Raw genomic sequence first — 20,643 nt, forward strand, 5'->3', positions numbered from 1 at the left:
TCCCGGCCACCGGGCCAATACGGTGAGACGTATGCAACCCGAAAGCGTGTCCGCGCATCACGATCCGAAGGTGTTGGCGGTGGCTGTGGCGGTGGTCCAATTCGCACCGGGAACCGATCCGTCCGCCAATCTGCGAACCTTGCGCGAGCATGTTCGCGCGGCATCCGAACGGGGTGCGAAGGTGGTGGTCGCGCCCGAATACTCGATGTTTGCCGTGACCCGGCTCGACGAGCGGGTCATGGCCGTCGCCGAACCGCTGACCGGGCCGTTCGTCACCGGCCTCGGCGATATCGCGGGCGAATTCGGGGTGTATCTGGTGGCCGGAATGGTCGAGCGGGTGGCACCGGAGGCGGGTCGGATCCGCAATACCCTCGTCGTGCTCGGACCCGATGGGAACCTGGTGACCAAGTACCGCAAGGTGCACCTCTACGACGCGTTCGGACATCTCGAATCCGATGTCGTCGAGCCGGGTGCGATCGAGGCTCCGGCCACCTTCACGGTCGGCGATGTGACATTCGGCATGCAGACCTGTTTCGATCTTCGGTTCCCGGAAGGGTGCCGTCGCGTCGCGGCTGCCGGAGCGCAGGTGCTGGTGCTGCCCGCGCAGTGGATTCCCGGTCCGGCGAAGGTCGATCAGTGGACGACGCTGCTGCGCGCGCGTGCCATCGAGAACACCGTCTACGTGGCCGCCGCCGATCAATGCGCCCCGCGCGGTGCGGGTGCGTCGATGATCATCGACCCGACCGGTGCCGTCCTCACCGAACTCGGCGACGAACCCGGTGTACTCACCGCGGATATCGACCTCGAACAGCTGGCCGCGGTCCGCCGCACCAATCCCAGCCTGGCATTGCGGCGATTCGCGATCACCGCGCGCGCACCGGAGTAGCGTTAATTAGGATGACCTACTCCGATCGGGCAGCGGCCGGTCGCGCGCTGGGTTTGGAACTCGGCCACCTGCGTGCGATGCAACCGCTGGTGCTCGGACTGCCCCGCGGCGGGGTTCCGGTGGCGGCCGCGGTGCGCGAGGTCATCGGGGGCGATCTCGACATCATGCTGGTCCGCAAGCTCGGTGTGCCGTGGCAGCCGGAGTTGGCGATGGGCGCCATCGGTGAGGAAGGTATCCGGGTCCTCAATCAGGATGTGTTGTCGCACACCGGGATAACGACGGGGCAGATCGCCGAGATCGAGGATTTGGAACGGGCCGAACTCGAGCGCCGACGCGAGGTGTGGCGCGGCGATGCCAAGCCGATCCCGATTTCCGGCCGCACGACGGTGATCGTGGACGACGGCATGGCGACCGGGGCGACGGTGGCCGCCGCCTGCCGGGTCGCCCAGCTGCACCAACCGACGCGGATCGTGGTCGCGGTTCCGGTGTCGTCCTCCGAGGCGCTGCGCCGGGTGGCCGCCGAGGCGGACGAGGTGGTCTGCCCATGGGTGCCGCGCTCGCTCGGCGGTGTCGGGATGGCGTACCGCGACTTCCATCAGCTGGAGGACGACGAGGTCACCGCGCTCCTTGCGTGAGCGAGATCAGGCCTGGACTTCGGTGATGCCCTTGCGGTGGCGCTGGCCGAGTTCGGTGTAGAAGCCCGGGTTGAGTTTGACCCAGCCCTCGGCCTGGGTGCCTTCGATGGACTTCTTCACCTCGGCGGGGGCACCCGCGGCGAGGACGCCAGCGGGGATCTTGGCGTGCGGCGGGACCAGCGAGTGCGCGGCGATCATTGTGCCCGCGCCTATTTCGGCCAGATCGAGCACCGTGCTGCCATTGCCGACAATGGCCTGCGCGCCGACCGACGCACCGTGGAAGACCACGCTGTGCGCGATGGTCGCACCGGGCCCGATTTCCATCGGCACGTCCGGCGGCACGTGCAGGACCGCATTGTCCTGGACATTGGCGCGTTCCCGAATGATGATCGGCGCGAGGTCCGCGCGCAGCACCGCGCCGTACCAGATGGACGCGCCCGCCTCGACCCGCACATCTCCGATCAGTGTCGCGGTCGGCGCGACGAACGCCGTCGGATCGACGGTGGGCCGTTTGCCTTCGAATTCGTAGAGTGGCACGGACTCACGGTATCCCAGCGGTAGGTCACCAGCGCTCGGCCAAGGTGAGGGTGCGTTCGGCCGCGGTGACCATCGGCCGCAGCTGTGCGGTGAACCGCTGCGCGGTGACCGGCACGATATCGACATCGACCCCGGTGCGCACCGAGTATCGGCCGTCGCCGATCACGTCGATCCAGCACAGCACTCCGAACGGGTGCAGGTCGCCGTCGGCTCGTCGCACCGAGACCACGATCTGGCCGATGCCGTCGCGGAATTGTCTGAGCAGCTTGCGGATTCGGGTCGGCGTGGTAGGTCCGGCCACCGGCACGGTCACCAGATCCCGGCTGTCCTCGTTGACCCGGGCCAGCGGTGCGGTCAGTTGCGGTGTGGTGCCGGGCGTGTTCTCCGGCAGCACCGAAATGACCCGTGCGGAAAGGTTTTTCGCGCGATCGACGAACAGTCGGATATCGCCGCCGCGATCCGCGGTCGCGCCCGCGCGTTGCGCCGCGACCACCGCGATATCCCCGGCGATCGCACCGAGCACACGCACCGGACGTGATTGCGTCGCGATGCCCGGCTGGGCGGCTACGGGACCGGTCTGTTCGACCAGACCCGTCGCCTCGACCGCGCCGTCCGCCCGACTATCGACCACCGCCGACGGCTCGGCGGTACCGCGCTCGCCGAAGACCTCGATGCGCACGGTGGGGCGGGCAAGCACCCGCAGTGCACCTTCGAGGTCGGCGTCGAGAGACTCGTCGCACCAACGGTTCAGCGCGGGGAGTTGTGCGGTGCGCTCGGCGGTATCGCGGGCCGAGAGGCGGACGGCGAGTGGATAGGGGATGCGGTCGCCATCGGTGCGGGCCCAGGCCATGGCGAACTGGTCCGGGGTCAGCGTCCAGTTCACTCCAGTTCGGTCCATTCGCCGACGACCGGAGGTGTTGTCGGATCCATATCGCCGATCAGCTCACCGCCGTCATCGGCCGGTTCCAGGAAGGTCAGATCGTCGTCGAAGAAGTGGTAATCGTCGTCGTACTCGTCCTCTTCGCGGGCCGCGCGGGCGGCGGCCGCACCGGTGCTCATGCCGGAGCGCGGGCTGTCACCCGCGACCATCGCACCGCCCATGAGCCCGCCGACCGCGCCCGCGCCGACACCATTGATCGCATCGCCACTGGCATCGCGCTTGCGCTCATCGCGTTTGCGTTCGTCGTCGGTATTGGAGGTGCCGGGAACCGTCGGGGCGACCACCGAGGTGGATGCGGCGGTGGTCACCGGTGCGGCGGTACCTGGTCGCACCGAGCGATCCGGTGTCGTCGTCGATGCGGTGGTTGCGGCCGGGGTAGTCGCAGCGGGCGAATCAGCCATTGTCGCAACGGATTTGGCGGCAGCAGGTGCGATGTCGGTGGCGCTGCTCACCGGAGTGACGGTGGTCGGCGCACTCGCCGGTTGAGTCGTCGCGGCTGGCTCGACGGTCGTCTGCGGTGCGGTCGGCACCGGCGCGGTCGTCGAAACCGTTGGGGTGGTGAGGGTTTGCGCATCAGGATCGATGACGGGCGCAGTGGACATTTGCGCGGCCGGTGTGGTGTCGGACGACTGCGGCACGTCGGCGGTCACCGTATCCGGGAAGGCGGGCACACCGGCTCCGGTCGAGATGAACACATTCGTGTAGATGCTGTCCATCGCCTGCACGACGTCCTGGCGGGTGCCATCGGCGGATTTCTGCGTGGTGGTGTTCTCGGTCGCCTTGGCCGGATCCAGCAGTGCGCCAGCCAGATCCGTTGTCCGACTGGATGGTTCGACCACGGCCGCGCGCAGTGCCTCGGCGGCATCGCCCGCCTGGCCGAGCCGTTGACCGACCGCGGCCATGACATCCGCGAGTTGCTGTCCGTGCCTTTCGAATTCGCGCACCGCGGCGGCGGCGGAATCCGCCGCGGCACCGCGCCAACCGTCGGCCATCGCGGCCCGAATCTCGCTGTGCGCCTGCTCGACCGCGGCGGCCAGTCCGGTGGAACTGCCTTGCCACGCCTGCTGTCCGGCTGACAGGACAACCGGATTCATCAGTCGCACACCGTCGTGGATTTCCCGATGCGACAGGTTGTCGAAGATCTCGACGGTCTGCGCGTAATTGGGGTCGGTGTAGCTGGGGTCGGCGTACCGAATGGGCGTCTTCTCACCGGAGTGCGGCATCTTACGCATGCGCGGCTCCCGCCACCTCGACCTGACCGACCGCGGCAGCCAGATCCGTATCGGCCCGGGTGTATGCCGCTCCGGCAGCGCGGAAGGTCTGCGCGAGACCACGTGCGGCATCGGCATACGCGCGCAAACGGGTGATCGCCCCGTCGGCCTTGTCCTCGAAACCACGCCGCAGCGCAGCGCCGGAATCGAAGCCGCCGAAGCCGGGAAGCGATGTGGCACCGCTCAATACGGCGATCTGGGCCTCGACCTCATCGGCGAGTTGTTCATAGCGCTTGGCGCACTGTTCGTGCGCACCCTCGGCGACCAGTACCCCATCGATCCAGAGCTGGCCATCGTCGATCGCTTGATTCAGCGCTGTCACGTCCGACATCTCGCCGCCCCCTTCCTCGTCGTGCTGCCCGCGCAGCCGTGATCAACTCACCGGTGCGCCAACCCCACGACGACACCCTGCATCCAGTCCGCGATGTCGGCGGCGACCCGCGCGTGCACCGGCTCGTGCAACAGGTCGTGCCCGGCGTCGGCGTACTCACGCAAACTTACCCAATAGTGGCGGCGAGTCCAGCCCCTCATCGCATCGATCGGCGCCCGTCGGTCCTCGATACCGTGCACCGCGAGGATGGGCAGTGTGCTCGGCAACGGCGTGCCGGGTGCACCGGGCGCGCCGCCGCCGAGCGCGCGCTTCGGTACTCCGGACAGCACCAACCCGACCAACTCGCTCGGCGCAAGACTGGGCCGCAGCGGGTAGTTGGCCTCCAGGCCGTGCAAGTCATCGGTCGCACTGGTTTGATCCGGCACCGCCGCGCCCAGAATGCCCAAGGCGGTGACCGCCCCGAGTGAATGGCCCATCAGGATCAGCGGCGTACCGGGTAATTCCGCGCGGACCAACTCGATCAGCCGCATCGCATCGGCCACCAGTTCGACCAGCGTGCCGGGATTATTCGGATCGCCCTCGCTCAACCCGTGCCCCGAGGTGTCCAGCGCCCACACTTCGATTCTCGCGGATGTCGCGGTGCGGGCGAACCGGTGGTAGTGGCCGCTGTGCTGGCCCATTCCGGGCAAGAGCATCGCAACTGCCATCGGCTTGCCGACCGGCCACCGCCGATAATGCATCCGTCCGCGTACGCCGTCGAAGAAGGGCATCCGTAAATACTGGCAAGTCGCTGAGGTGTAGTCGAGTTCCTGACATAACTACTTGTCAGTTCATAACTGACAACGTGGCTAGACTTCCGGGCGAGGGTCGGCCCGGAGGAGTCGAGGTTCGCTTTGAGAAAGCTCTATCGTCCGAATGTACGGGTGTGGGCGGTCGCTTTTGCACTGAGTTGTGCGGGTGTGGACGCATCGGCAGCCATGGCCGAGCCCGAGCCGGGTACGGTCGCCGCATGCGCGTCGGCCAAGGCGACGGCGGCTGTGCCCGCCGGCCTGCCGGTGCTCGACTGGTCGGAGAACATCGGCTACGACGCGCAGGGCAATCTGTGGGTATCGCGGCTGTACCGCAACGAGGTGCAGCGCTACGACAGCGCGGGCCGGTTGACCGCGAGGGTGCCGATCGAATTCCCGGGCGCGATCCGGCTCGGCCCGGATGGCCTGCTCTACGTCGTCTTCGGCGATTCACCGACGAGTGTGGTGCGCCCAGGTGGGGTGATGCGCTTCGACCCCGACGATCCTCGGCCAGCGGTATTCGCCTCCGGATTCACCATGCCCAACGGTGCCGCCTTCGATGCGCGGGGCAATCTGTACGTCGCATCCAGCGTCGGCGTGGTCCGGATCCGTCCGGACGGCGGCGTCGATGCGGACTGGACGGCGCGGGCGAACTACACCGGCGCCAATGGCATTGTGGTGCGGGATAATTCGATCTACGTCAGCATGAACGGCAATCCACTCGGTCGGATCGTGCGTTTCCCGATCGACGATCCGGCCCGCGTCGTAGTGATCGCCGACTTGACGCTGGCACCCGGAATACCGGACTTCGTAGACGATTTCGTCATCGATGACGCGGGCGTGCTCTACGCGACTACCTTGACCGGCCAGCTGGTCCGGGTCGACCCGGCCGCGAATACCGCATGCGCCGTACTCACCGGCGAACCGATGACATCTGTGGTCGCCGTTCCCGGCCGTTCCGACGAACTCCTCGCTGGCACCGAGAGCGGCACTATCCTGCGGATTCGCTTGCCGCACTGAGCCGATCGGTCAGTCCTCGATGAGGTCGGGTGGTGCTGCCTGACGCCAGGAATCCAGCAGCATGTCGTACAACTCGTCGATATCTTCCACGGCGGAAAGCCGGGCCCGGACCCAGGACGAGGATGCCTCGTGCGGCGGGACCCAGAACTTGTCCGGTTCGGCGGCGATGAGTTCTTCGCGATCGTGTTTCGGGCAGCGGATGGCGAACGAGGTCTGATCGTCGGGGATGGTGACGAACATCTTGCCCGCCACATCGAAGGTGGGATGGTTCCAGCGTTCCTTCTCCACGGTCTTGGGAAGGGACAGCGCGATGCGGCGCACATCGTCGGCGTCGAGCACGGTTCAGGCCTCCGGTTCGGAAATCGGACTCCTATCGTGCACATTGCTACCTCGGCCATCAAGTGACGGCCTCGGTTACGCGCGCCGCGATCGTACGCAACCGGTCCACCAGGACCGGCGGCTCGTGGACTCGGAAGTCCGCGCCCAGGTCGATCAGGCGGTACGCCAACCAGGTAGGGTCGTCGTCGCGGGTGGCGTCCAGGCGGCAGGAGTGGTCGTCGATGCGGGCGATATCGCCGGGGGAGTCGCCGAGACGGCCGACGACCCGGCCGATCGGGGCGTGGATCGTGACACGGACACGGAAGGACGGTGTGCCCCAATCCGTTCGGCGACCCGCCACATAGGCGGCCGGATCCGCGGCGGGCAGGCCTCGCGGGCGGTACCGAGCGCCGGTCGGCTGCGGTCGGTCGATGCGATCGACGCGGAAGATCCGCCAGTCATCGCGGTCCACATCGTGGCCGACCAGGTACCAGCGACGCCGCGACGGCACCAGCCCGACCGGTTCGATATGCCGACGGGTTTCGGCGCCGGATTCGCTGCGATACGCGAAACGTACCCGCTCCCTGTTGGTTACGGCCGCGGCGAGTGCGGTCAGTACCTCGGGATCGACGGCCGGAGCGTCGTCGGTGTGCGGCACCAGGGCGGTACCGAGCACCCGCACCCGGCGACGCAATTTCGCGGGCAGCACCTGCTCCAGCTTGGCGAGCGCGCGAACCGAGGCCTCCTCGATGCCGACGATGGCCGATCCGGCGGCGGCACGCAGCCCGACCGCGATGGCGACCGCCTCCTCGTCATCGACCAGCAGCGGCGGCATCGCGGCACCGGCCACCAGTCGGTAGCCACCCGCCGCACCCATCGTCGCCTCCACCGGATAGCCGAGTTCGCGCAGCCGATCGATATCGCGGCGCACGGTGCGGTCGGTGACGCCGAGGCGGTCGGCGAGTTCGCTGCCCGGCCATTCCCGTGGTGTCTGCAACAGGGAGAGCAGGCGCAGCAGGCGAGCGGGGGTGTCGTTCATGATTTTCAGGATTCCAGATAACTAGGACACGAATGGTCCTACTTGCCTTCTAACGTGGCTGCTGTCCCCGAGAGCTAGGAGCCATCCCGATGAACCAGATTCGCCCCTTCCGCATCGATATTCCGCAGTCCGATATCGACGATCTGATCGACCGGCTGGCCCGCACCCGCTGGTCGGCGCAGCTGCCGGGCAAGGGCTGGGAGCGCGGTGTTCCGGTCGACTATCTGCGGGAGCTGGCCGAGTACTGGCGCACTGGATTCGACTGGCGGGCCCAGGAAGCGGCATTGAACGAATTCCCGCAGTTCATCACCGAAATCGACGATCTCGACGTGCATTTCCTTCATGTGCGTTCGCCCGAGCCGGATGCGCTGCCGCTGATCCTGACCCACGGCTGGCCCAATTCATTCGTCGAATTCAGCAAGACCATCGGCCTGCTGGCCGATCCGCGTGCCAACGGGCTCGATCCGGCGCAGGCCTTCCATGTCGTGGTCCCCTCGGTCCCCGGTTTCGCATTCTCCGAGGGGCCGAAGGAGACCGGGATGACGGTGCGTCGGGTCGCCGCGATGTGGGTGGAGCTGATGGACCGGCTCGGCTATCGGCGCTACGGGGCCCAGGGCGGCGATCTCGGAGCCTATGTCGCACCCGAAATCGCCCGTATCGCACCGGATCGAGTGGTCGGCGTGCATATCGATGGCGGTATCGGCATGCCGACCGAGGCCGATGTGCCGACCATGACGCCGGAGGAACGCGCGGAATGGGATCAGATGCAGGGCTGGATGTCCGGCGGCGTGAACCACCACGTGCTATTGCGTGCCGCGCCACAGACTTTCGCGCACGCCTGGACCGATTCGCCGGTGGGCCTGCTCGCCTGGCTGATGCAGAAATTCAACGAGTTCACCCCGCTGGCGGACCTGGCCGAGGATGTCATGGACCGTGATCATCTGCTGACCAATATCAGCCTGTACTGGTTCACCAATACGGCGGGCACCTCATCCTGGCCGATGTACGACGGCCTCGGCGATGGCGGATTCGTCTGGCCTACCGGACAAAAGGCGGTGCCGACGGGCGTCTACGCGGGCGGCTCCGCACTCATGCTGCGACTCGCCGAGCGCGACAACACCATTGCGCACTGGCCCGAGGGCAATACCGGAAACCATTTCGTGCCGATGGAACTGCCGGATATGCACGTCGCCGATATCCGAGCGTTCTTCGGCAAGGTGGCTCGAGACTCAGTTGTTCTGATGCGCGATCTCGTCCTGTGATACCGAGCCCGCGTGGTTCGGGTCGGCCGGTGCCACCGGGGCCTGCGTCGAGGCTGGCTGTGCCGGTGCCGGGTTCTCGGGGGCCGGTGCCGGAGCTGGCAGCACCGGCCGATCCGGGACGTAGAACATCCCGACTGTCGGCGTCATCACGCAGTGCGCGAACGGGTAGTCGATCATGCCCCACATCGAGGCGATGACCGTGCCGGCACCGCTGGTCACGGTCTTCGACAGCGTCGGCATGTTGTATTCGGTGCGGTCGTCGAGGGTGGTCAGGCCGCTCGCGCCGGTATTGACATTCAGCCAGGCCACGACGAGACCGGAGGACAGCGGCGCGCCCGAATGCGCGGGCGTCGCGCTGAACCGCAGGGTGCCGGGCAGCGGATCCGCGGCGCCATAGGGATTGGAACCGTCGGTGGAGGCCGCCGCGATGATCGTGGTGACCGGGCCGACGCTGCCGCAGCCGAAGGTCGGCGCGGCATAGGCGAACGGTGTGAAGGCAGCCGAGACATTGCGAAGTTCGGCGATATCCACCATCTTGGTGAACTGGCTTAGCGCGCCGACGCCCGCCTGCGCGGTCGGATCGGCTCCCGCATCGGTGGTGAGCTGCTCTAGTCCGGTGTCGACCGGGGACGGCTCGGCGACCGCCGTGCCGGTGAGGGCGAGGACCGCGCCGATGCCCAGAGATGTCACTGCCGCGGCGGCGCGTGTGATGGATCTGCCGTTCACTCGTTCTCCTCGATACCGAACACCGGGATAGTGCAGCAACGTACCAGCTCGCCGCCCACGCCGCCCAGGGACTCCCGACCGACCGCCGCGGCCCGGCGCGCGACACGCAGCCGACCTGTCCCTGTGACCCACTCGACAGTGCGAAATTACCGGGGGGTAGGTTCTACTCGGACGTACGAGACACACCGGGAGATGTGTATGAAACTAAGTCTGACGCCCGACGAGGTGAGCTTCCGCGACGAGCTGCGGAACTTCTACCGGACCGAGATCCCCGCCGACATCCGTGACCGCGTCAAATACGGGCACGAACTGTCCCGCGAGGACATCGTCACTTCGCACAAGATCCTCAACGACCACGGTCTGGCCGTGCCGAACTGGCCGGTCGAGTGGGGCGGCAAGGACTGGACGCCGATTCAGCGTCATATCTGGCAGGACGAAATGCAGCTGGCCTCGGTGCCCGAGCCGCTGACCTTCAATGCCCAGATGGTCGGTCCGGTGATCGCGCAGTTCGGCTCGCAGGAGATCAAGGAGCGCTTCCTGCCGCCGACTGCCGCGCTGGATATCTGGTGGTGTCAAGGCTTTTCCGAGCCCGACGCCGGATCCGATCTGGCCTCGCTGCGCACTACCGCGGTGCGCGACGGTGACTCCTACATCGTCAACGGCCAGAAGATCTGGACCACCCTCGGCCAGTACGCGGACTGGATCTTCTGCCTGGTCCGCACCGATCCGAGCGCACCGAAGAAGCAGGCGGGCATCTCCTTCCTGCTGTTCGATGTGAAGTCTCCCGGCGTCACCATCCGCCCGATCAAGCTCATCGACGGCGGCTACGAGGTCAACGAGGTCTTCTTCGAGAATGTGCGGGTGCCCGCCGATCAGCTGGTCGGCGAGGAGAACCAGGGCTGGACCTACGCCAAATTCCTGCTCGGCAACGAGCGCACCGGCATCACCGGTGTCGGGCGCACCAAGGTCAAGCTCGGTGTCGCCAAGGATTACGCGCGCCAGACCAAGTCGGGTTCGGGCACCCTGCTCGAGGATCCGATCTTCGCCGCGCGCATCGCCGAACTGGAGAACGAACTGCTCGCACTGGAACTGACCCAGCTGCGTGTGGTCTCCAACTCCTCGGACGGTAAGCCGAATCCGGCCTCGTCGGTGCTCAAGCTGCGCGGTTCCGAACTGCAGCAGGCCGCGACCGAGCTGCTGCTCGATATCGCGGGACAGGACGCACTCCCGGTCGATGCCGCCGATATCGCCTCGCCCGGTTGGGCGCAGCGCAGCGGTCCGAGCTATCTGAACTACCGCAAGACCACCATCTACGGAGGCTCCAGCGAGGTGCAGCGCACCATCATCGCCTCCACGATCCTCGGATTGTGAGGCGCCGCCATGGATTTCGAACTCACCGATGAACAGGTCATGCTGCGCGACACGGTTCGCGAGCTGCTTGCCCGTAACTACGATCCCGAGACCCGGCTGAAGATCACCGACACCGAGCTCGGCTGGAGCCGCGATGTCTGGAGCCAGCTGGCCGAACTCGGCGTGCTCGGCCTGAGCTTCACCGAGGAGGACGGCGGCGTCGGCGCCGGTCCCGTCGAAACGATGGTCGTACTCGAGGAGATCGGGCGTCGGCTCGCGCCCGAACCGCTGCTGGACGCGGTGCTGGTGCCGGGCGGTCTGGTCGCCCGGGTCGGCAGTGCCGAACAGCGCCAGCGGATTCTGCCCGAGGTGGCCGGTGGCACCAGGCTGCTCGCGTTCGCCCATGCCGAGCCCGGTGTGCGCTGGCCGTCCACCGAACTCACGACCACCGCTGTGCAGCAGGGGGATTCGTGGGTGCTGACGGGTCTGAAGAATCCGGTTCCGCACGGTGACAGCGCCGATGAGCTGGTGGTCAGCGCGGTGCTGCCGAGCGGTGGTATCGGACTGTTCCTGGTGGATGCCGCAGGGGTGCAGCGCAAGTCGTACCGGACGCTGGATGGCCAGCGTGGCGCGCAGATCGAATTCGACAATGTCCCCGGCGAGTTGCTCGGTGACAATGTCGATGCCGCCGAGGCGGTGCAGGTCACGATCGGGCACGCCCAAGCCGCGCTGTGCGCCGAGTCCATCGGTGCGATGGAAGAGGCGCTGCGCCTGACCACGGATTATCTGAAGACGCGCAAGCAGTTCGGCGTCACGCTGTCGAAGTTCCAGACGCTGACCCAGCGGGCGGCGAATATGTACGTCTCGCTGGAACTGGCGCGCAGCATGAGCCTGTACGCGAATGCATCGCTCGCCGACGGTGCCGACGATCCGGTGGTCGCATCGCGGGCGCGGCTGCAGGTCGGCCGTTCGGCTCGGCATATCGGCCAGGAGGCGATCCAGATGCACGGCGGGATCGGCGTCACCGCGGAGTACCCGGTGAGCCATTATGTCGCGCGGCTCACCGCGATCGAGCGCACGCTCGGTGGTGGGCTGGAGCATCTGCGAGTGCTCAGTGCACAGGTCGGTGATTACGACCTGCCGGAGCTGTAGGGCCCGGAAGTTCGAAACGGCGGCGCGTTCGAGTTACGCGCCGCCGTTTTGCTATTCGTCCTCGCTCACGCCCGGCGAGGTGGCCGTCGGCACGCGACGCGTCGTGGGCGGCTGCTCTTCGGTGGGCTGGTCGACGGTGGTCGGACGCGGCTGAGTGGGGGGCAGCTCGAACTCGGTGGTGAAGCCGGGCGGCGGCACGGCCGTCGGAGTGGCGGACGGTGTAGAGGTCCGCGACCCGCGGGGGGTGGGATCCGAGGTTGGCGGAACGGTGAATCCGACCGCTTTGCGCGGCGGTCCCGCGGGTGCGACCTGCCAGCTCGGCGATGGCGGGATGAACACCTTCGCCGCCGCCGAGGTGGTGGTGCCGTAGCGCACCGCCGGGACAGCGTCATTGGCGGATTTGATCGGCGGGGGTGCGACGTAGGTGTCGTGCTTGCCGAGTCCGCAGGCGCCGATGAGAACGAGTCCGAGTGAGACCGCGCCCGCGGCGATCACCGGACCGGCGATCTTGGCCCTGCTGCTCTCCATCGGTGACACTCCTCGTGGTTCGTGGGCTCACAATAATCGAGGCCGGTCGACCCGGCCAGATGAGCGAACTCGCCGGGCATGCGCGGTACCAGCGTGGATTAAACAGTGATGATTCAGATATCGAATTGGTCTCTTCGGCGTGTCGCGGGCACGTGTCGTGGTCGAACCACGTTCTGGGCCGTAGCGTGTGTGATCAAAGTTACGCGTGAGACGCCAGTACCTAGATGAGAGACGCGCGGTGCAAATCGGGCGACGGCAACACTCTGATCGGCGTCATCGAGGAGTTGATGATGGGAGCTTACTCGACAACTCCGTTGCGAGCCTCCGCCACGGCCGACGATTCGGCGGCCAAGGGAACTTCGCAGCAAGTCGTGTCGAACCCGCCGGTGCGCACCCTGTCCACGATTCTGTCGCGGATAGCGGCCTGGCTGATTTTCATCGGCGGCATTGTCGGAGCCGTGCTCGGTATCGCCGGACTGCACGTCGAAATCACTGTCGCCGGACTGATTCTGGCGTGCACTGCCGGTCTGGTGCTGTTGAAGCTACGCGCCGATCGAACCAGCTGAACCGCGCCCGCGGTGGCGCGGGAAATCGCGAGCGCACAGGGCTTTCGGGCTCTAGCGTGATTCGGTATGAGGATCGAGATCACCGCCGACGCCGCGCGGTTCCGGTCACTGACCGAGCCGTTTCTGCTGCGTGATCCGTTGCGGCACACGGTGATCACCACCGGAATCGCCAACCACCTGACCGGCATGCAGGTCGATGCCGACCGGTCGCGGTTCCTGTCGGTGCATGATGACGATGCGACGGTGGTCGGTGTCGCCATGCGCGCGGCCGGACGCGGGGTGTATCTCGGTGAGCTGCCCGCGGGAAGTGTTGTGCCCGTTGCGGATGCGCTGGCCGATGTCGCCGCGGACGCGGGCGGAGTCGAGGGCACGACCGATGACGCCACCGAATTCGCCGAGCACTGGGGCAAACGGCACGGTGTCGGCTATCGGGAGGCGTACTCGACCCGCCTCTACCGGCTCGCGGACCTGAACTTTCCGAATGTCACCGGATCAGCCCGTCGCGCAACCGATTCCGACGTCGGGCTGTGCGTCGACTGGGCCGAAGCCATGCGCCGCGAATCCGGTATGCCGCCGCCGGGCCTGACCGCCATCGCCATCCGCAACCGCATCGCGACCGGCCGCTGGTGGCTGTGGGAATGCGATGGTGAGCCCGTCTCCCTTGCCGCACACCAGGTCCCGGTCTTCGGCTGGTCCCGAATCGGCCCGGTCTACACCCCACCCGACCAGCGCGGCCACGGCTACGCCAGCATCCTCACCGCCCACGTATCCCGCACCCTGCGCTGGAGAAACCTGAACGTCTGCCTCTTCGCCGACACCGCCAACCCCACCGCGAACCACATCTACCGCACCATCGGCTTCCAACCAGTCCGCGACTTCACCCACTACCAATTCACCCCGGCCACAACCAATTCGTAGCCGGGCGGCCCACCTGCGCTTCGGACGGCCTGCAAGAAGTCCTCGACGACCGCGCGCTCCTCGGCGATGCGGCTGGTCTCGGCCAGGGGTGGCCGCGGGCGCGGGTGGCCAGCAGTCAACGTGACGCGCTGGACGAACGGGCTCCTCACGGCGTGGCATCCGCCATGCGTATCCGGTCTCGCATAAGGAGTGGCAACCTCGCAAAGGCTATTGCTTGTGCGAGGTTCGCAGTGCTTATGCGGTGCCAGGGGTCGGGGCGACCCATTCGAAGGCGGAGGCCTTGGAGCGGGTGCCTTCGGCGGTGCGGGAGCGGTTGGGTTCGTTCAGGTCGGCGAGTAGGGATTCGGTGAGGGTTACCAGGGTGGCCAGGACCGGTGGCGTGAACCAGGTCGGGCGGGTGGCGAACAGGATGTCTTCGGTTGAGGTGTTGCCGCTGGCGCCGGGGGCGAAGGGGCAGCCGCCGAGGCCGCCGAGCGAGCCGTCGACCATGGTGGCTCCGGCCTGTAGGGCGGCGAGGGTGTTGGCCACGCCCATGCCCCAGGTGTCGTGACCGTGGAAGACGATGCGGCGGTGTGGGGTTCGCTCGCGCACCGCCGAGATCAGCTCGGAAACCTGGGTGGGGTGGGCTTGGCCGAGGGTGTCGGCGATGACGATGTCGGAAGCGCCCTCGGTGCGCGGGTCGTTGGCGATGGCCAGAACTCGCTCGGGAGACACGGGACCGTCGAACGGACAGGTGAAACTGGTAGCGAGGCAGAGCTGGATTTCGCCGCCCGCCTCTCGCGCCAGCCGAACGGCATCCGGCATGGCGGCGACACTGTCCTCGGTGCTGCGGCCGATATTGGCCTTATTGTGCGCGTCCGATGCGGAGAAGCAGTACTGGAAGTTGCGCACGCCCGCGGCGGCGGCCTTGTCCACATGACGCGGTGTGGCCACCCAGACCCAACAGCGTTGCAGCTCTTCTGGACTCAACGCGGCAATGAGCTCCATGGTGTTGGCCATCGGCGGCACCAGATCGGGCCGCGCCATCGAGCCGATCTCCAATGTGGGCACGCCGACGGCGAGCAACTGGCGCACGATATCCACCTTGCGCTCGACCGGTAATACCTTGCCGGTCAGCTGCAGCCCGTCGCGCAGCGTGACATCACGCAAGATGGACTCCCGACTCATCGCCCGACCGCCGCCCATGGTCGAGTCGCTATGCGATGCCGCGCTCATCACTCCTCGTTCCGCGCGTCTCGGGCCGGTTGTGCCTGGCTCACGTGCGGTCGCACGCACATCATTTCGGTGCCCTGGGTCGAGTCGCCACGCGATGCCGGGCTCATCCCTCTTCCTCCCGCGCGTCCCGAACCGGGTGGGCCTGGCGCACGTGCATGGGGACACACATCACACCACCGCAGGGCTTTTCATTCGAAGCGGGGGTGGGGTGCACCGTCGGACGCGCGTGTCCGGGCGCACTCACTTCGCGCGCACTGCGCCCCGGCGGTCGACGCCTGCCGTATACCCGTCGCGTCATACCGCCTCCACTCCATTGATACCGGCGCGCATCACGCCTCCAATCCGGCGATATCGGCATCGCTCATTCCGAGCAATTCCGACAGCACCTCTCGCGTGTGCTCACCAAGGTCCGGTCCGACATTGCGGATCGGCAGCGACTTTTCACCGATCACCGGCACGATGCCGGGAAAGCCGACCGTCTTCGGTTGCGGCGCACCGACATCAACCGGGAACGGCTGAATCATATTGCGCGCCTTGTACTGCTCGTCGACGACGATATCGGCGGCCGTGTAGATCGGGCCGCACGGAATCGCGGCCGCTTCCAACAGTTTCAGCGCCTCGTCGCGGGTGTGCCGCACGGTCCATTCGGCAATCGACGCGTCGAGCCGTTCGCGATTGCGCCAGCGTCCGGCATTGTCCTGCAGTTCCGGATCGGCGGCCAGATCAGGGCGGCCGATCACTTCCATATAGCGCTGGAAGATGGCATCGCCGTTGCCGCCGATAATGATGCTCGTACCGTCGCTGGTCGGGTAGGCATTGCTCGGCGCGATGCCCTCCATCCGCCCGCCGACCCGCTCGCGGTTGATGCCGTACGCAAGATAGTCGGGCACAAGCGATTCCATCACCGACAGGATCGCCTCGTTCAACGCCACATCGATGACGCGTTCCCCCAGCGGAATCGATGCGTTGGTGCGTTCCCGCTGGAACAGCGCCATCACGGTTCCGAACGCCGCGTAGATCCCGGCGATCGAATCACCGATGGACACCCCGACCCGCACCGGCGGCCGATCCGGATCCCCGACCAGCTCGCGCAGCCCGCCGACCGCCTCGGCGACCGCGGCGAAACCGGGCCGCGCGGCCAGCGGCCCGGTCTGCCCGTAGGCGGAGATCCGGGTGATCACCAGATCCGGATTGACTTCGTTCAGCACCTCAGGCCCCAGGCCCCACTTCTCGAGCATCCCGGGGCGGAAATTCTCCAACAGCACATCGCAGTGCCGCAGCAGATCAAGGACGACGCCGCGGCCCGCCTCGGTGCGCAGATCCAGCGTGATCGACTTCTTGTTCCGGTTGATGGTGCGGTACAGCATCGAGGTATCGCCGCCGTAGAGCCGCCAGTTGCGTAGCTCGTCCCCGGCCTTCGGCCGCTCCACTTTGATGACCTCGGCCCCGAAATCGCCGAGGATGCGCCCAGCGGTCGGCGCGGCGATGTAATTGCCGAGTTCCAGGACGCGAACCCCGTCCAGCGGGCTGATACTCATGGGCATCAGTCTGTACTATCGCGCCGCCCGGCAGCGGCCCGACCTGGTACATCGGCGAGTGCTGGTATCGCGACCGCACGGCCCCTCAACTGCCGCAGCACAATCGGCGATACTGCGGCAGCCGTGCGATCACCGTCACACTTCCAGCGGGGAAGCTTCCTCGATGATCGAGTAGTGCTCGGCATTGCCGTGATGCGAGGTGCTCGTGACGCCGTCGACACCGACCGGGATATCCCCGGCGAGGGTGATCCGGGTCAGCTTGCGCGGCTGGTCGTCGTAGTCGTCGACGGCGTAGTGCTGGGTGGCGCGGTTATCCCAAATGGCGACGTCACCGGGCTGCCAGTTCCAGCGGGTGGTGTTCTCCAGCCGGGTCACCCGGTCCTGGAACAGGCGGAACAGGGCTTGGGACTCACTGGTGGAGACCCCGACAAAACGCTTGACGAAGTGCCCGACCAGCAGTGCGCGCTCACCGGTCTCCGGGTGCACCCGCACCACCGGATGCTCGGTCTCGTAGTAATCAGACTGGAATTCGGCGCGGTAGGCGTCGGTATTCGGGTTGCTCCGGTCCACGTCGGTGGCGGCGTAGTCGTAGAGATTGGTGTGCACCGCGCGCAGGCTCTCGGCCAGGCGCTTGAGCGGCTCCGGCAGCGAGTCGTAGGCGGCGACGGTGGAGGCCCAGGTGGTCGAGCCGCCGTAGGTCGGCAGGGTGACCGCGCGCAGGATGGAGGCCTTCGGGATCCGGTCGACGAAGGTGACGTCGGTGTGCCAGCTATTGGCTCGGCCGTACTCGGAGTCGATCGCCAGGCTCTTGACGCCGTGCGAGGTGACCGTCGGATGCGGGGTGGTCGGGGTGCCGAGCAATTGGGCGAACTCGTACTGCCCGTCCTCGGTCAAATGGTCCTGACCGCGGAAGAAGATGACCTTGTGCTCGAGCAGCGCGCGCCGGATCACCGCGACGGTTGCCGCGTCCACATCGCCGCCGAGCCGGACATTGTCGACCTGGGCGCCGATACGAGCGCCGATTTTGGTCACGGTGGCGGTTGTCTGGGCGTAGTCGACCGTCATGAGAGTCACCTTCGCTGGATCGAATCGGTTGATGCTCCCCGAGCACATCACCGAAACACCCAGCCCAACCAGGGTTTTCGTCGCTCTGATCCCAACCCACGCCCCACCGAGCGGAGTTATATGGCGGCTCAATGCATGTCGCAGAGCCGCCATTCGACTGCCCTCGATGGGGCTTCCGCGCCCAGCTGGCCAGGCCTGCGGCTGTCAGCGCGGTCGACTGGCTGTGGTGGCGTTGTCGAGAGTTCGCCGAGGGTAGTTGAGTGGCGGCTGGTGATCGGAGTTTGGGCAACCATTCGACTACTCTCGGTGGGCTGTCGGTTGGGTTTGCTGATACACCCCTGCCCCTGCCTCTGCCCTCGGCCCCCTGCCCCTGCCTCTGCCTCGGCCCCCTGCCTCTGCCTCGGCCCCCTGCCTCCGCCTTGGCCTCGGCCCTCGGCGCCTGGACGCAGGCGGAAGGCGGGGCGGATCAGCCGACGTGCTCGCGCAGGTACGCCAGATCCTCGGCGACGCCCTCAGCGGGGGTCTCCAGAACCACCGGCGCATCCGCCGTCCGGCAGACCTCCGCGAGCAGCTGTGGATCGATCGTCCCGTCGGCGAAGTTGGCATGGCGGTCCGCGCCGGAATTGAATTCGTCGCGCGAGGAGTTCAGGTGCACCAGGTCGATGCGGCCGGTGATGGCCTTGATCCGTTCGACGACGCCGACCAGATCCTCACCGCCCGCCCAGGCGTGGCAGGTGTCCAGGCAGAAGCCGGCGCCGAAATCGCCGACCGCGTCCCATAGCCGGGCGATCGAATCGAAATGCCTGGCCATGGCGTGGTTACCGCCCGCGGTGTTCTCGATCAGGATCGGCACCGCGAAGCCGCCCTTGTCCTGCTGACGTTCGAACAGCTTGCGCCAGTTGTCGATTCCGGTTTCCAGTTCGCCGTCGGAGCGGACATGTCCGCCGTGCACCACCAGACCGAACGCGCCGATATCGGCGGCCGCCTTCGCCTGCTGCGCAACCGCGTTGCGCGATGGCATGCGCAAGCGATTGTTCAGGCTGGCCACATTGATCTGATAGGACGAATGCACCACCACATCAATCGGACTGGCGAGGATCTCCTCGGTCCGCGGATGCGGGGTCGGTTTGTCCCAACTCTGCGGGTCGACGACGAACAGTTGGATGACATCGGCGCCGAGTTTTTCACCGAAGCCGATCGGATCGCTGTCGAGCCGGACGTGTGCTCCAATGCGCATGGGGGCGAGCCTAACGACTGCCACCGACAACGTCTTCGCCCACCGCAACGAACATGTTGCGTCCGGGCCGTGCGTGCAGATACATCGGTAGGATCCAGGTGCTCGACCCGATACGGGGGGTGAATCCACTGTGCTGAGAACTGGCGATGTTTTCGCTGGATACACGATCAAACGCGTGCTCGGCCAGGGCGGTATGGGCACCGTGTACCTGGCCCAGCATCCGCGGCTGCCGCGCCTGACCGCGCTGAAATTGCTGAAGCGCGAACTGTATTTCGATGCCGAGATCCGGCGCCGCTTCGAGCGGGAGGCCGATCTGGTCGCCCAGCTCGACCATCCGAATATCGTCACCGTCTACGACCGCGGCGCCGAGGACCAACAGCTGTGGATCTCGATGCAATTCGTGCCCGGCGCGGACGCGTCCTGCGCGGATGTCAATGTGCTCGCGCCGGGGCGCGCGGTGCAGATCATCGCCGATACGGCGGCCGCCCTGGATTTCGCACACGGCAACGGCGTACTGCACCGCGACGTGAAACCGGCCAATATCCTGCTGGCCAAGGCCCCGATCGGACAGCCGGAACGGGTGCTGCTCACCGACTTCGGCATCGCGGGCATGCGCGATGGCGAGTCCACGCTGAGTTCGGCCGGAACCATTACCGCCACGCTGGCCTACGCCGCGCCGGAACAACTGACCGGTACGCCGGACTACCTCGCCGACCAGTACTCGCTGGCCTGCTCGCTGTTCTGGATGCTGACCGGTGCCGCGCCCTTCCACGGTGCGAATCCGATGGCGATCATCAACGGCCATCTGTACGGCGCGATTCCGTCGCTGCGCCAGTATCGGCCGGATGTGCCACCGGGTTTGGATGCGGTGCTGGCGCGAGCGATGGCCAAACGGCCCGCGGATCGTTTCGTCAGCTGCACCGAATTCGCCGTGGCGGCTCGGCGAGCGCTGGTGATGTCCGCGCCGCGCCCGCAGCAGGGAAACGGGCAGCACCGGCCGCCGATGGGCATGGGGCCCGGATCACGTCCCGATACCGAACCGCCTCGCGGCGCCGATCCGGTCCCGTCTGGAAACCCGTTGCCCCCCAACACTTCCGAGCGCGTCGGCAGCGCCAGAACCTCCGGGCCGACCGAGCCGCCCAACCGATCCGCCCCCGTGCCACCGCGGACGTCCCAGCCGCGCCTGCCGCTGCCGCCGCGCCGTGCACCGCGACCCGGCACCATTGCCCTGCCCGATATCCCACGTCGGCCCGGCAGAACGCCGCCCGGACCGGCACCGCGTCCGCCGCCATAGCCGGAAATAATCGGATATCGCATGCGA

23 protein-coding genes are annotated in these 20,643 nt (G+C 66.9%); 9 read left to right on the forward strand and 14 right to left on the reverse strand.

Annotation, left to right across the window (positions count from 1 at the left end; translation table 11 throughout):
* The first annotated feature begins 31 nt into the window (after positions 1-31).
* Positions 32-886 (forward strand): carbon-nitrogen hydrolase family protein, encoded by an 855-nt coding sequence (locus NA5_RS09385; protein WP_062984087.1) that lies wholly within the window; start codon positions 32-34, stop codon positions 884-886.
* 11 nt (positions 887-897) lie between these two features.
* Entirely contained in the window at positions 898-1,521 is a 624-nt protein-coding gene (locus NA5_RS09390; RefSeq protein ID WP_062984089.1) for a phosphoribosyltransferase, read from the forward strand.
* Positions 1,522-1,527: 6 nt separating this feature from the next.
* Here the strand turns inward: NA5_RS09390 and NA5_RS09395 are convergent, their stop codons facing one another.
* Genes NA5_RS09395 through NA5_RS09415 form a run of 5 tightly spaced genes read right to left on the reverse strand, consistent with a single transcriptional unit; the run spans position 1,528 to position 5,370 of the window.
* Positions 1,528-2,058, reverse strand: coding sequence for a gamma carbonic anhydrase family protein (locus NA5_RS09395; RefSeq protein WP_062984091.1), 531 nt, complete (start codon positions 2,056-2,058; stop codon positions 1,528-1,530).
* A gap of 25 nt (positions 2,059-2,083) precedes the next feature.
* Positions 2,084-2,956, reverse strand: a complete 873-nt coding sequence (locus NA5_RS09400; RefSeq protein WP_245672167.1) for an ESX secretion-associated protein EspG — start codon at positions 2,954-2,956, stop codon at positions 2,084-2,086.
* Complete coding sequence (locus tag NA5_RS09405) at positions 2,938-4,230, reverse strand: PPE domain-containing protein (protein ID WP_157110304.1); 1,293 nt, start codon at positions 4,228-4,230, stop codon at positions 2,938-2,940. Before NA5_RS09405 ends, NA5_RS09400 begins: the two co-directional genes overlap by 19 nt.
* A complete protein-coding gene (locus tag NA5_RS09410) occupies positions 4,223-4,600 on the reverse strand; it encodes a hypothetical protein (RefSeq protein ID WP_062984097.1) in 378 nt (125 codons plus the stop codon). Before NA5_RS09410 ends, NA5_RS09405 begins: the two co-directional genes overlap by 8 nt.
* 47 nt (positions 4,601-4,647) lie before the next feature.
* Positions 4,648-5,370, reverse strand: a complete 723-nt coding sequence (locus NA5_RS09415; protein ID WP_062984099.1) for an alpha/beta hydrolase — start codon at positions 5,368-5,370, stop codon at positions 4,648-4,650.
* Between the two features lie 189 nt (positions 5,371-5,559).
* Here NA5_RS09415 and NA5_RS09420 point away from each other — a divergent pair, with 189 nt between their 5' ends.
* Positions 5,560-6,408, forward strand: a complete 849-nt coding sequence (locus NA5_RS09420) for an SMP-30/gluconolactonase/LRE family protein (protein WP_245672168.1) — start codon at positions 5,560-5,562, stop codon at positions 6,406-6,408.
* Between the two features lie 9 nt (positions 6,409-6,417).
* Here NA5_RS09420 and NA5_RS09425 read toward each other — a convergent pair whose 3' ends face one another.
* Both NA5_RS09425 and NA5_RS09430 read right to left on the reverse strand, forming a co-directional pair.
* Entirely contained in the window at positions 6,418-6,747 is a 330-nt protein-coding gene (locus NA5_RS09425; protein ID WP_062984103.1) for an MmcQ/YjbR family DNA-binding protein, read from the reverse strand.
* Between the two features lie 58 nt (positions 6,748-6,805).
* On the reverse strand, positions 6,806-7,765 hold the full coding sequence (locus NA5_RS09430; protein WP_062984105.1) for a helix-turn-helix transcriptional regulator: 960 nt from the start codon (positions 7,763-7,765) through the stop codon (positions 6,806-6,808).
* A gap of 89 nt (positions 7,766-7,854) precedes the next feature.
* Here NA5_RS09430 and NA5_RS09435 point away from each other — a divergent pair, with 89 nt between their 5' ends.
* Entirely contained in the window at positions 7,855-9,027 is a 1,173-nt protein-coding gene (locus NA5_RS09435) for an epoxide hydrolase family protein (protein WP_062984107.1), read from the forward strand.
* On the opposite strand, the gene NA5_RS09440 is transcribed toward NA5_RS09435, so the two are convergent.
* The gene (locus NA5_RS09440) at positions 8,995-9,753 is read right to left on the reverse strand and encodes a hypothetical protein (protein ID WP_062984110.1); all 759 of its coding nucleotides are present in this window, start codon (positions 9,751-9,753) and stop codon (positions 8,995-8,997) included. The genes NA5_RS09435 and NA5_RS09440 overlap by 33 nt on opposite strands.
* Positions 9,754-9,951: 198 nt before the next feature.
* On the opposite strand from NA5_RS09440, the gene NA5_RS09445 reads away from it, so the two are divergent.
* Positions 9,952-11,124 (forward strand): acyl-CoA dehydrogenase family protein, encoded by a 1,173-nt coding sequence (locus tag NA5_RS09445; RefSeq protein WP_062984112.1) that lies wholly within the window; start codon positions 9,952-9,954, stop codon positions 11,122-11,124.
* A 9-nt stretch (positions 11,125-11,133) separates the two neighbouring features.
* Complete coding sequence (locus NA5_RS09450) at positions 11,134-12,255, forward strand: acyl-CoA dehydrogenase family protein (RefSeq protein ID WP_062984114.1); 1,122 nt, start codon at positions 11,134-11,136, stop codon at positions 12,253-12,255.
* 51 nt (positions 12,256-12,306) lie between these two features.
* On the opposite strand, the gene NA5_RS09455 is transcribed toward NA5_RS09450, so the two are convergent.
* Positions 12,307-12,783 (reverse strand): superantigen-like protein SSL4, encoded by a 477-nt coding sequence (locus NA5_RS09455; RefSeq protein WP_062984116.1) that lies wholly within the window; start codon positions 12,781-12,783, stop codon positions 12,307-12,309.
* 224 nt (positions 12,784-13,007) lie between these two features.
* Here NA5_RS09455 and NA5_RS09460 point away from each other — a divergent pair, with 224 nt between their 5' ends.
* Entirely contained in the window at positions 13,008-13,349 is a 342-nt protein-coding gene (locus NA5_RS09460) for a hypothetical protein (RefSeq protein WP_063813270.1), read from the forward strand.
* 66 nt (positions 13,350-13,415) lie between these two features.
* Positions 13,416-14,267 carry a GNAT family N-acetyltransferase gene (locus NA5_RS09465; protein WP_062984117.1) on the forward strand — a complete coding sequence of 284 codons (852 nt, stop codon included), beginning with the start codon at positions 13,416-13,418 and terminating at the stop codon, positions 14,265-14,267.
* Here NA5_RS09465 and NA5_RS40230 read toward each other — a convergent pair.
* The 5 genes from NA5_RS40230 to NA5_RS09485 form a co-directional block, all read right to left on the reverse strand.
* A complete protein-coding gene (locus NA5_RS40230) occupies positions 14,234-14,416 on the reverse strand; it encodes a hypothetical protein (protein ID WP_157110305.1) in 183 nt (60 codons plus the stop codon). The two genes, NA5_RS09465 and NA5_RS40230, sit on opposite strands and share 34 nt — an antisense overlap.
* A gap of 85 nt (positions 14,417-14,501) precedes the next feature.
* Entirely contained in the window at positions 14,502-15,434 is a 933-nt protein-coding gene (locus NA5_RS09470; protein ID WP_157110311.1) for a hydroxymethylglutaryl-CoA lyase, read from the reverse strand.
* A 377-nt stretch (positions 15,435-15,811) separates the two neighbouring features.
* Positions 15,812-17,020 carry a CaiB/BaiF CoA transferase family protein gene (locus NA5_RS09475; protein ID WP_062984301.1) on the reverse strand — a complete coding sequence of 403 codons (1,209 nt, stop codon included), beginning with the start codon at positions 17,018-17,020 and terminating at the stop codon, positions 15,812-15,814.
* Between the two features lie 135 nt (positions 17,021-17,155).
* Positions 17,156-18,085: a TauD/TfdA dioxygenase family protein gene (locus NA5_RS09480; protein ID WP_062984302.1), complete on the reverse strand. Its 930-nt coding sequence runs from the start codon at positions 18,083-18,085 to the stop codon at positions 17,156-17,158.
* Positions 18,086-18,551: 466 nt separating this feature from the next.
* Positions 18,552-19,322 carry a deoxyribonuclease IV gene (locus NA5_RS09485; RefSeq protein WP_062984122.1) on the reverse strand — a complete coding sequence of 257 codons (771 nt, stop codon included), beginning with the start codon at positions 19,320-19,322 and terminating at the stop codon, positions 18,552-18,554.
* 130 nt (positions 19,323-19,452) lie between these two features.
* Here NA5_RS09485 and NA5_RS09490 point away from each other — a divergent pair, with 130 nt between their 5' ends.
* The gene (locus tag NA5_RS09490) at positions 19,453-20,616 is read left to right on the forward strand and encodes a serine/threonine-protein kinase (RefSeq protein WP_062984124.1); all 1,164 of its coding nucleotides are present in this window, start codon (positions 19,453-19,455) and stop codon (positions 20,614-20,616) included.
* Positions 20,617-20,643 lie beyond the last annotated feature (27 nt).

It is taken from the genome of Nocardia anaemiae NBRC 100462 (genome assembly GCF_001612725.1).
Classification (GTDB): Bacteria; Actinomycetota; Actinomycetes; order Mycobacteriales; family Mycobacteriaceae; genus Nocardia; species Nocardia anaemiae.

What these genes read in the sequence shown, in the direction of transcription:
- NA5_RS09385 (WP_062984087.1), top strand. Translation starts at nt 32, where the DNA reads ATGCAACCCGAAAGCGTGTCCGCGCATCACGATCCGAAGGTGTTGGCG.
- NA5_RS09390 (WP_062984089.1), top strand. Translation starts at nt 898, where the DNA reads ATGACCTACTCCGATCGGGCAGCGGCCGGTCGCGCGCTGGGTTTGGAA.
- NA5_RS09400 (WP_245672167.1), bottom strand. Translation starts at nt 2,956, where the DNA reads ATGGACCGAACTGGAGTGAACTGGACGCTGACCCCGGACCAGTTCGCC.
- NA5_RS09405 (WP_157110304.1), bottom strand. Translation starts at nt 4,230, where the DNA reads ATGCGTAAGATGCCGCACTCCGGTGAGAAGACGCCCATTCGGTACGCC.
- NA5_RS09410 (WP_062984097.1), bottom strand. Translation starts at nt 4,600, where the DNA reads ATGTCGGACGTGACAGCGCTGAATCAAGCGATCGACGATGGCCAGCTC.
- NA5_RS09415 (WP_062984099.1), bottom strand. Translation starts at nt 5,370, where the DNA reads ATGCCCTTCTTCGACGGCGTACGCGGACGGATGCATTATCGGCGGTGG.
- NA5_RS09430 (WP_062984105.1), bottom strand. Translation starts at nt 7,765, where the DNA reads ATGAACGACACCCCCGCTCGCCTGCTGCGCCTGCTCTCCCTGTTGCAG.
- NA5_RS09435 (WP_062984107.1), top strand. Translation starts at nt 7,855, where the DNA reads ATGAACCAGATTCGCCCCTTCCGCATCGATATTCCGCAGTCCGATATC.
- NA5_RS09445 (WP_062984112.1), top strand. Translation starts at nt 9,952, where the DNA reads ATGAAACTAAGTCTGACGCCCGACGAGGTGAGCTTCCGCGACGAGCTG.
- NA5_RS09450 (WP_062984114.1), top strand. Translation starts at nt 11,134, where the DNA reads ATGGATTTCGAACTCACCGATGAACAGGTCATGCTGCGCGACACGGTT.
- NA5_RS09455 (WP_062984116.1), bottom strand. Translation starts at nt 12,783, where the DNA reads ATGGAGAGCAGCAGGGCCAAGATCGCCGGTCCGGTGATCGCCGCGGGC.
- NA5_RS09460 (WP_063813270.1), top strand. Translation starts at nt 13,008, where the DNA reads ATGAGAGACGCGCGGTGCAAATCGGGCGACGGCAACACTCTGATCGGC.
- NA5_RS09465 (WP_062984117.1), top strand. Translation starts at nt 13,416, where the DNA reads ATGAGGATCGAGATCACCGCCGACGCCGCGCGGTTCCGGTCACTGACC.
- NA5_RS09470 (WP_157110311.1), bottom strand. Translation starts at nt 15,434, where the DNA reads ATGAGTCGGGAGTCCATCTTGCGTGATGTCACGCTGCGCGACGGGCTG.
- NA5_RS09475 (WP_062984301.1), bottom strand. Translation starts at nt 17,020, where the DNA reads ATGAGTATCAGCCCGCTGGACGGGGTTCGCGTCCTGGAACTCGGCAAT.
- NA5_RS09480 (WP_062984302.1), bottom strand. Translation starts at nt 18,085, where the DNA reads ATGACGGTCGACTACGCCCAGACAACCGCCACCGTGACCAAAATCGGC.
- NA5_RS09485 (WP_062984122.1), bottom strand. Translation starts at nt 19,322, where the DNA reads ATGCGCATTGGAGCACACGTCCGGCTCGACAGCGATCCGATCGGCTTC.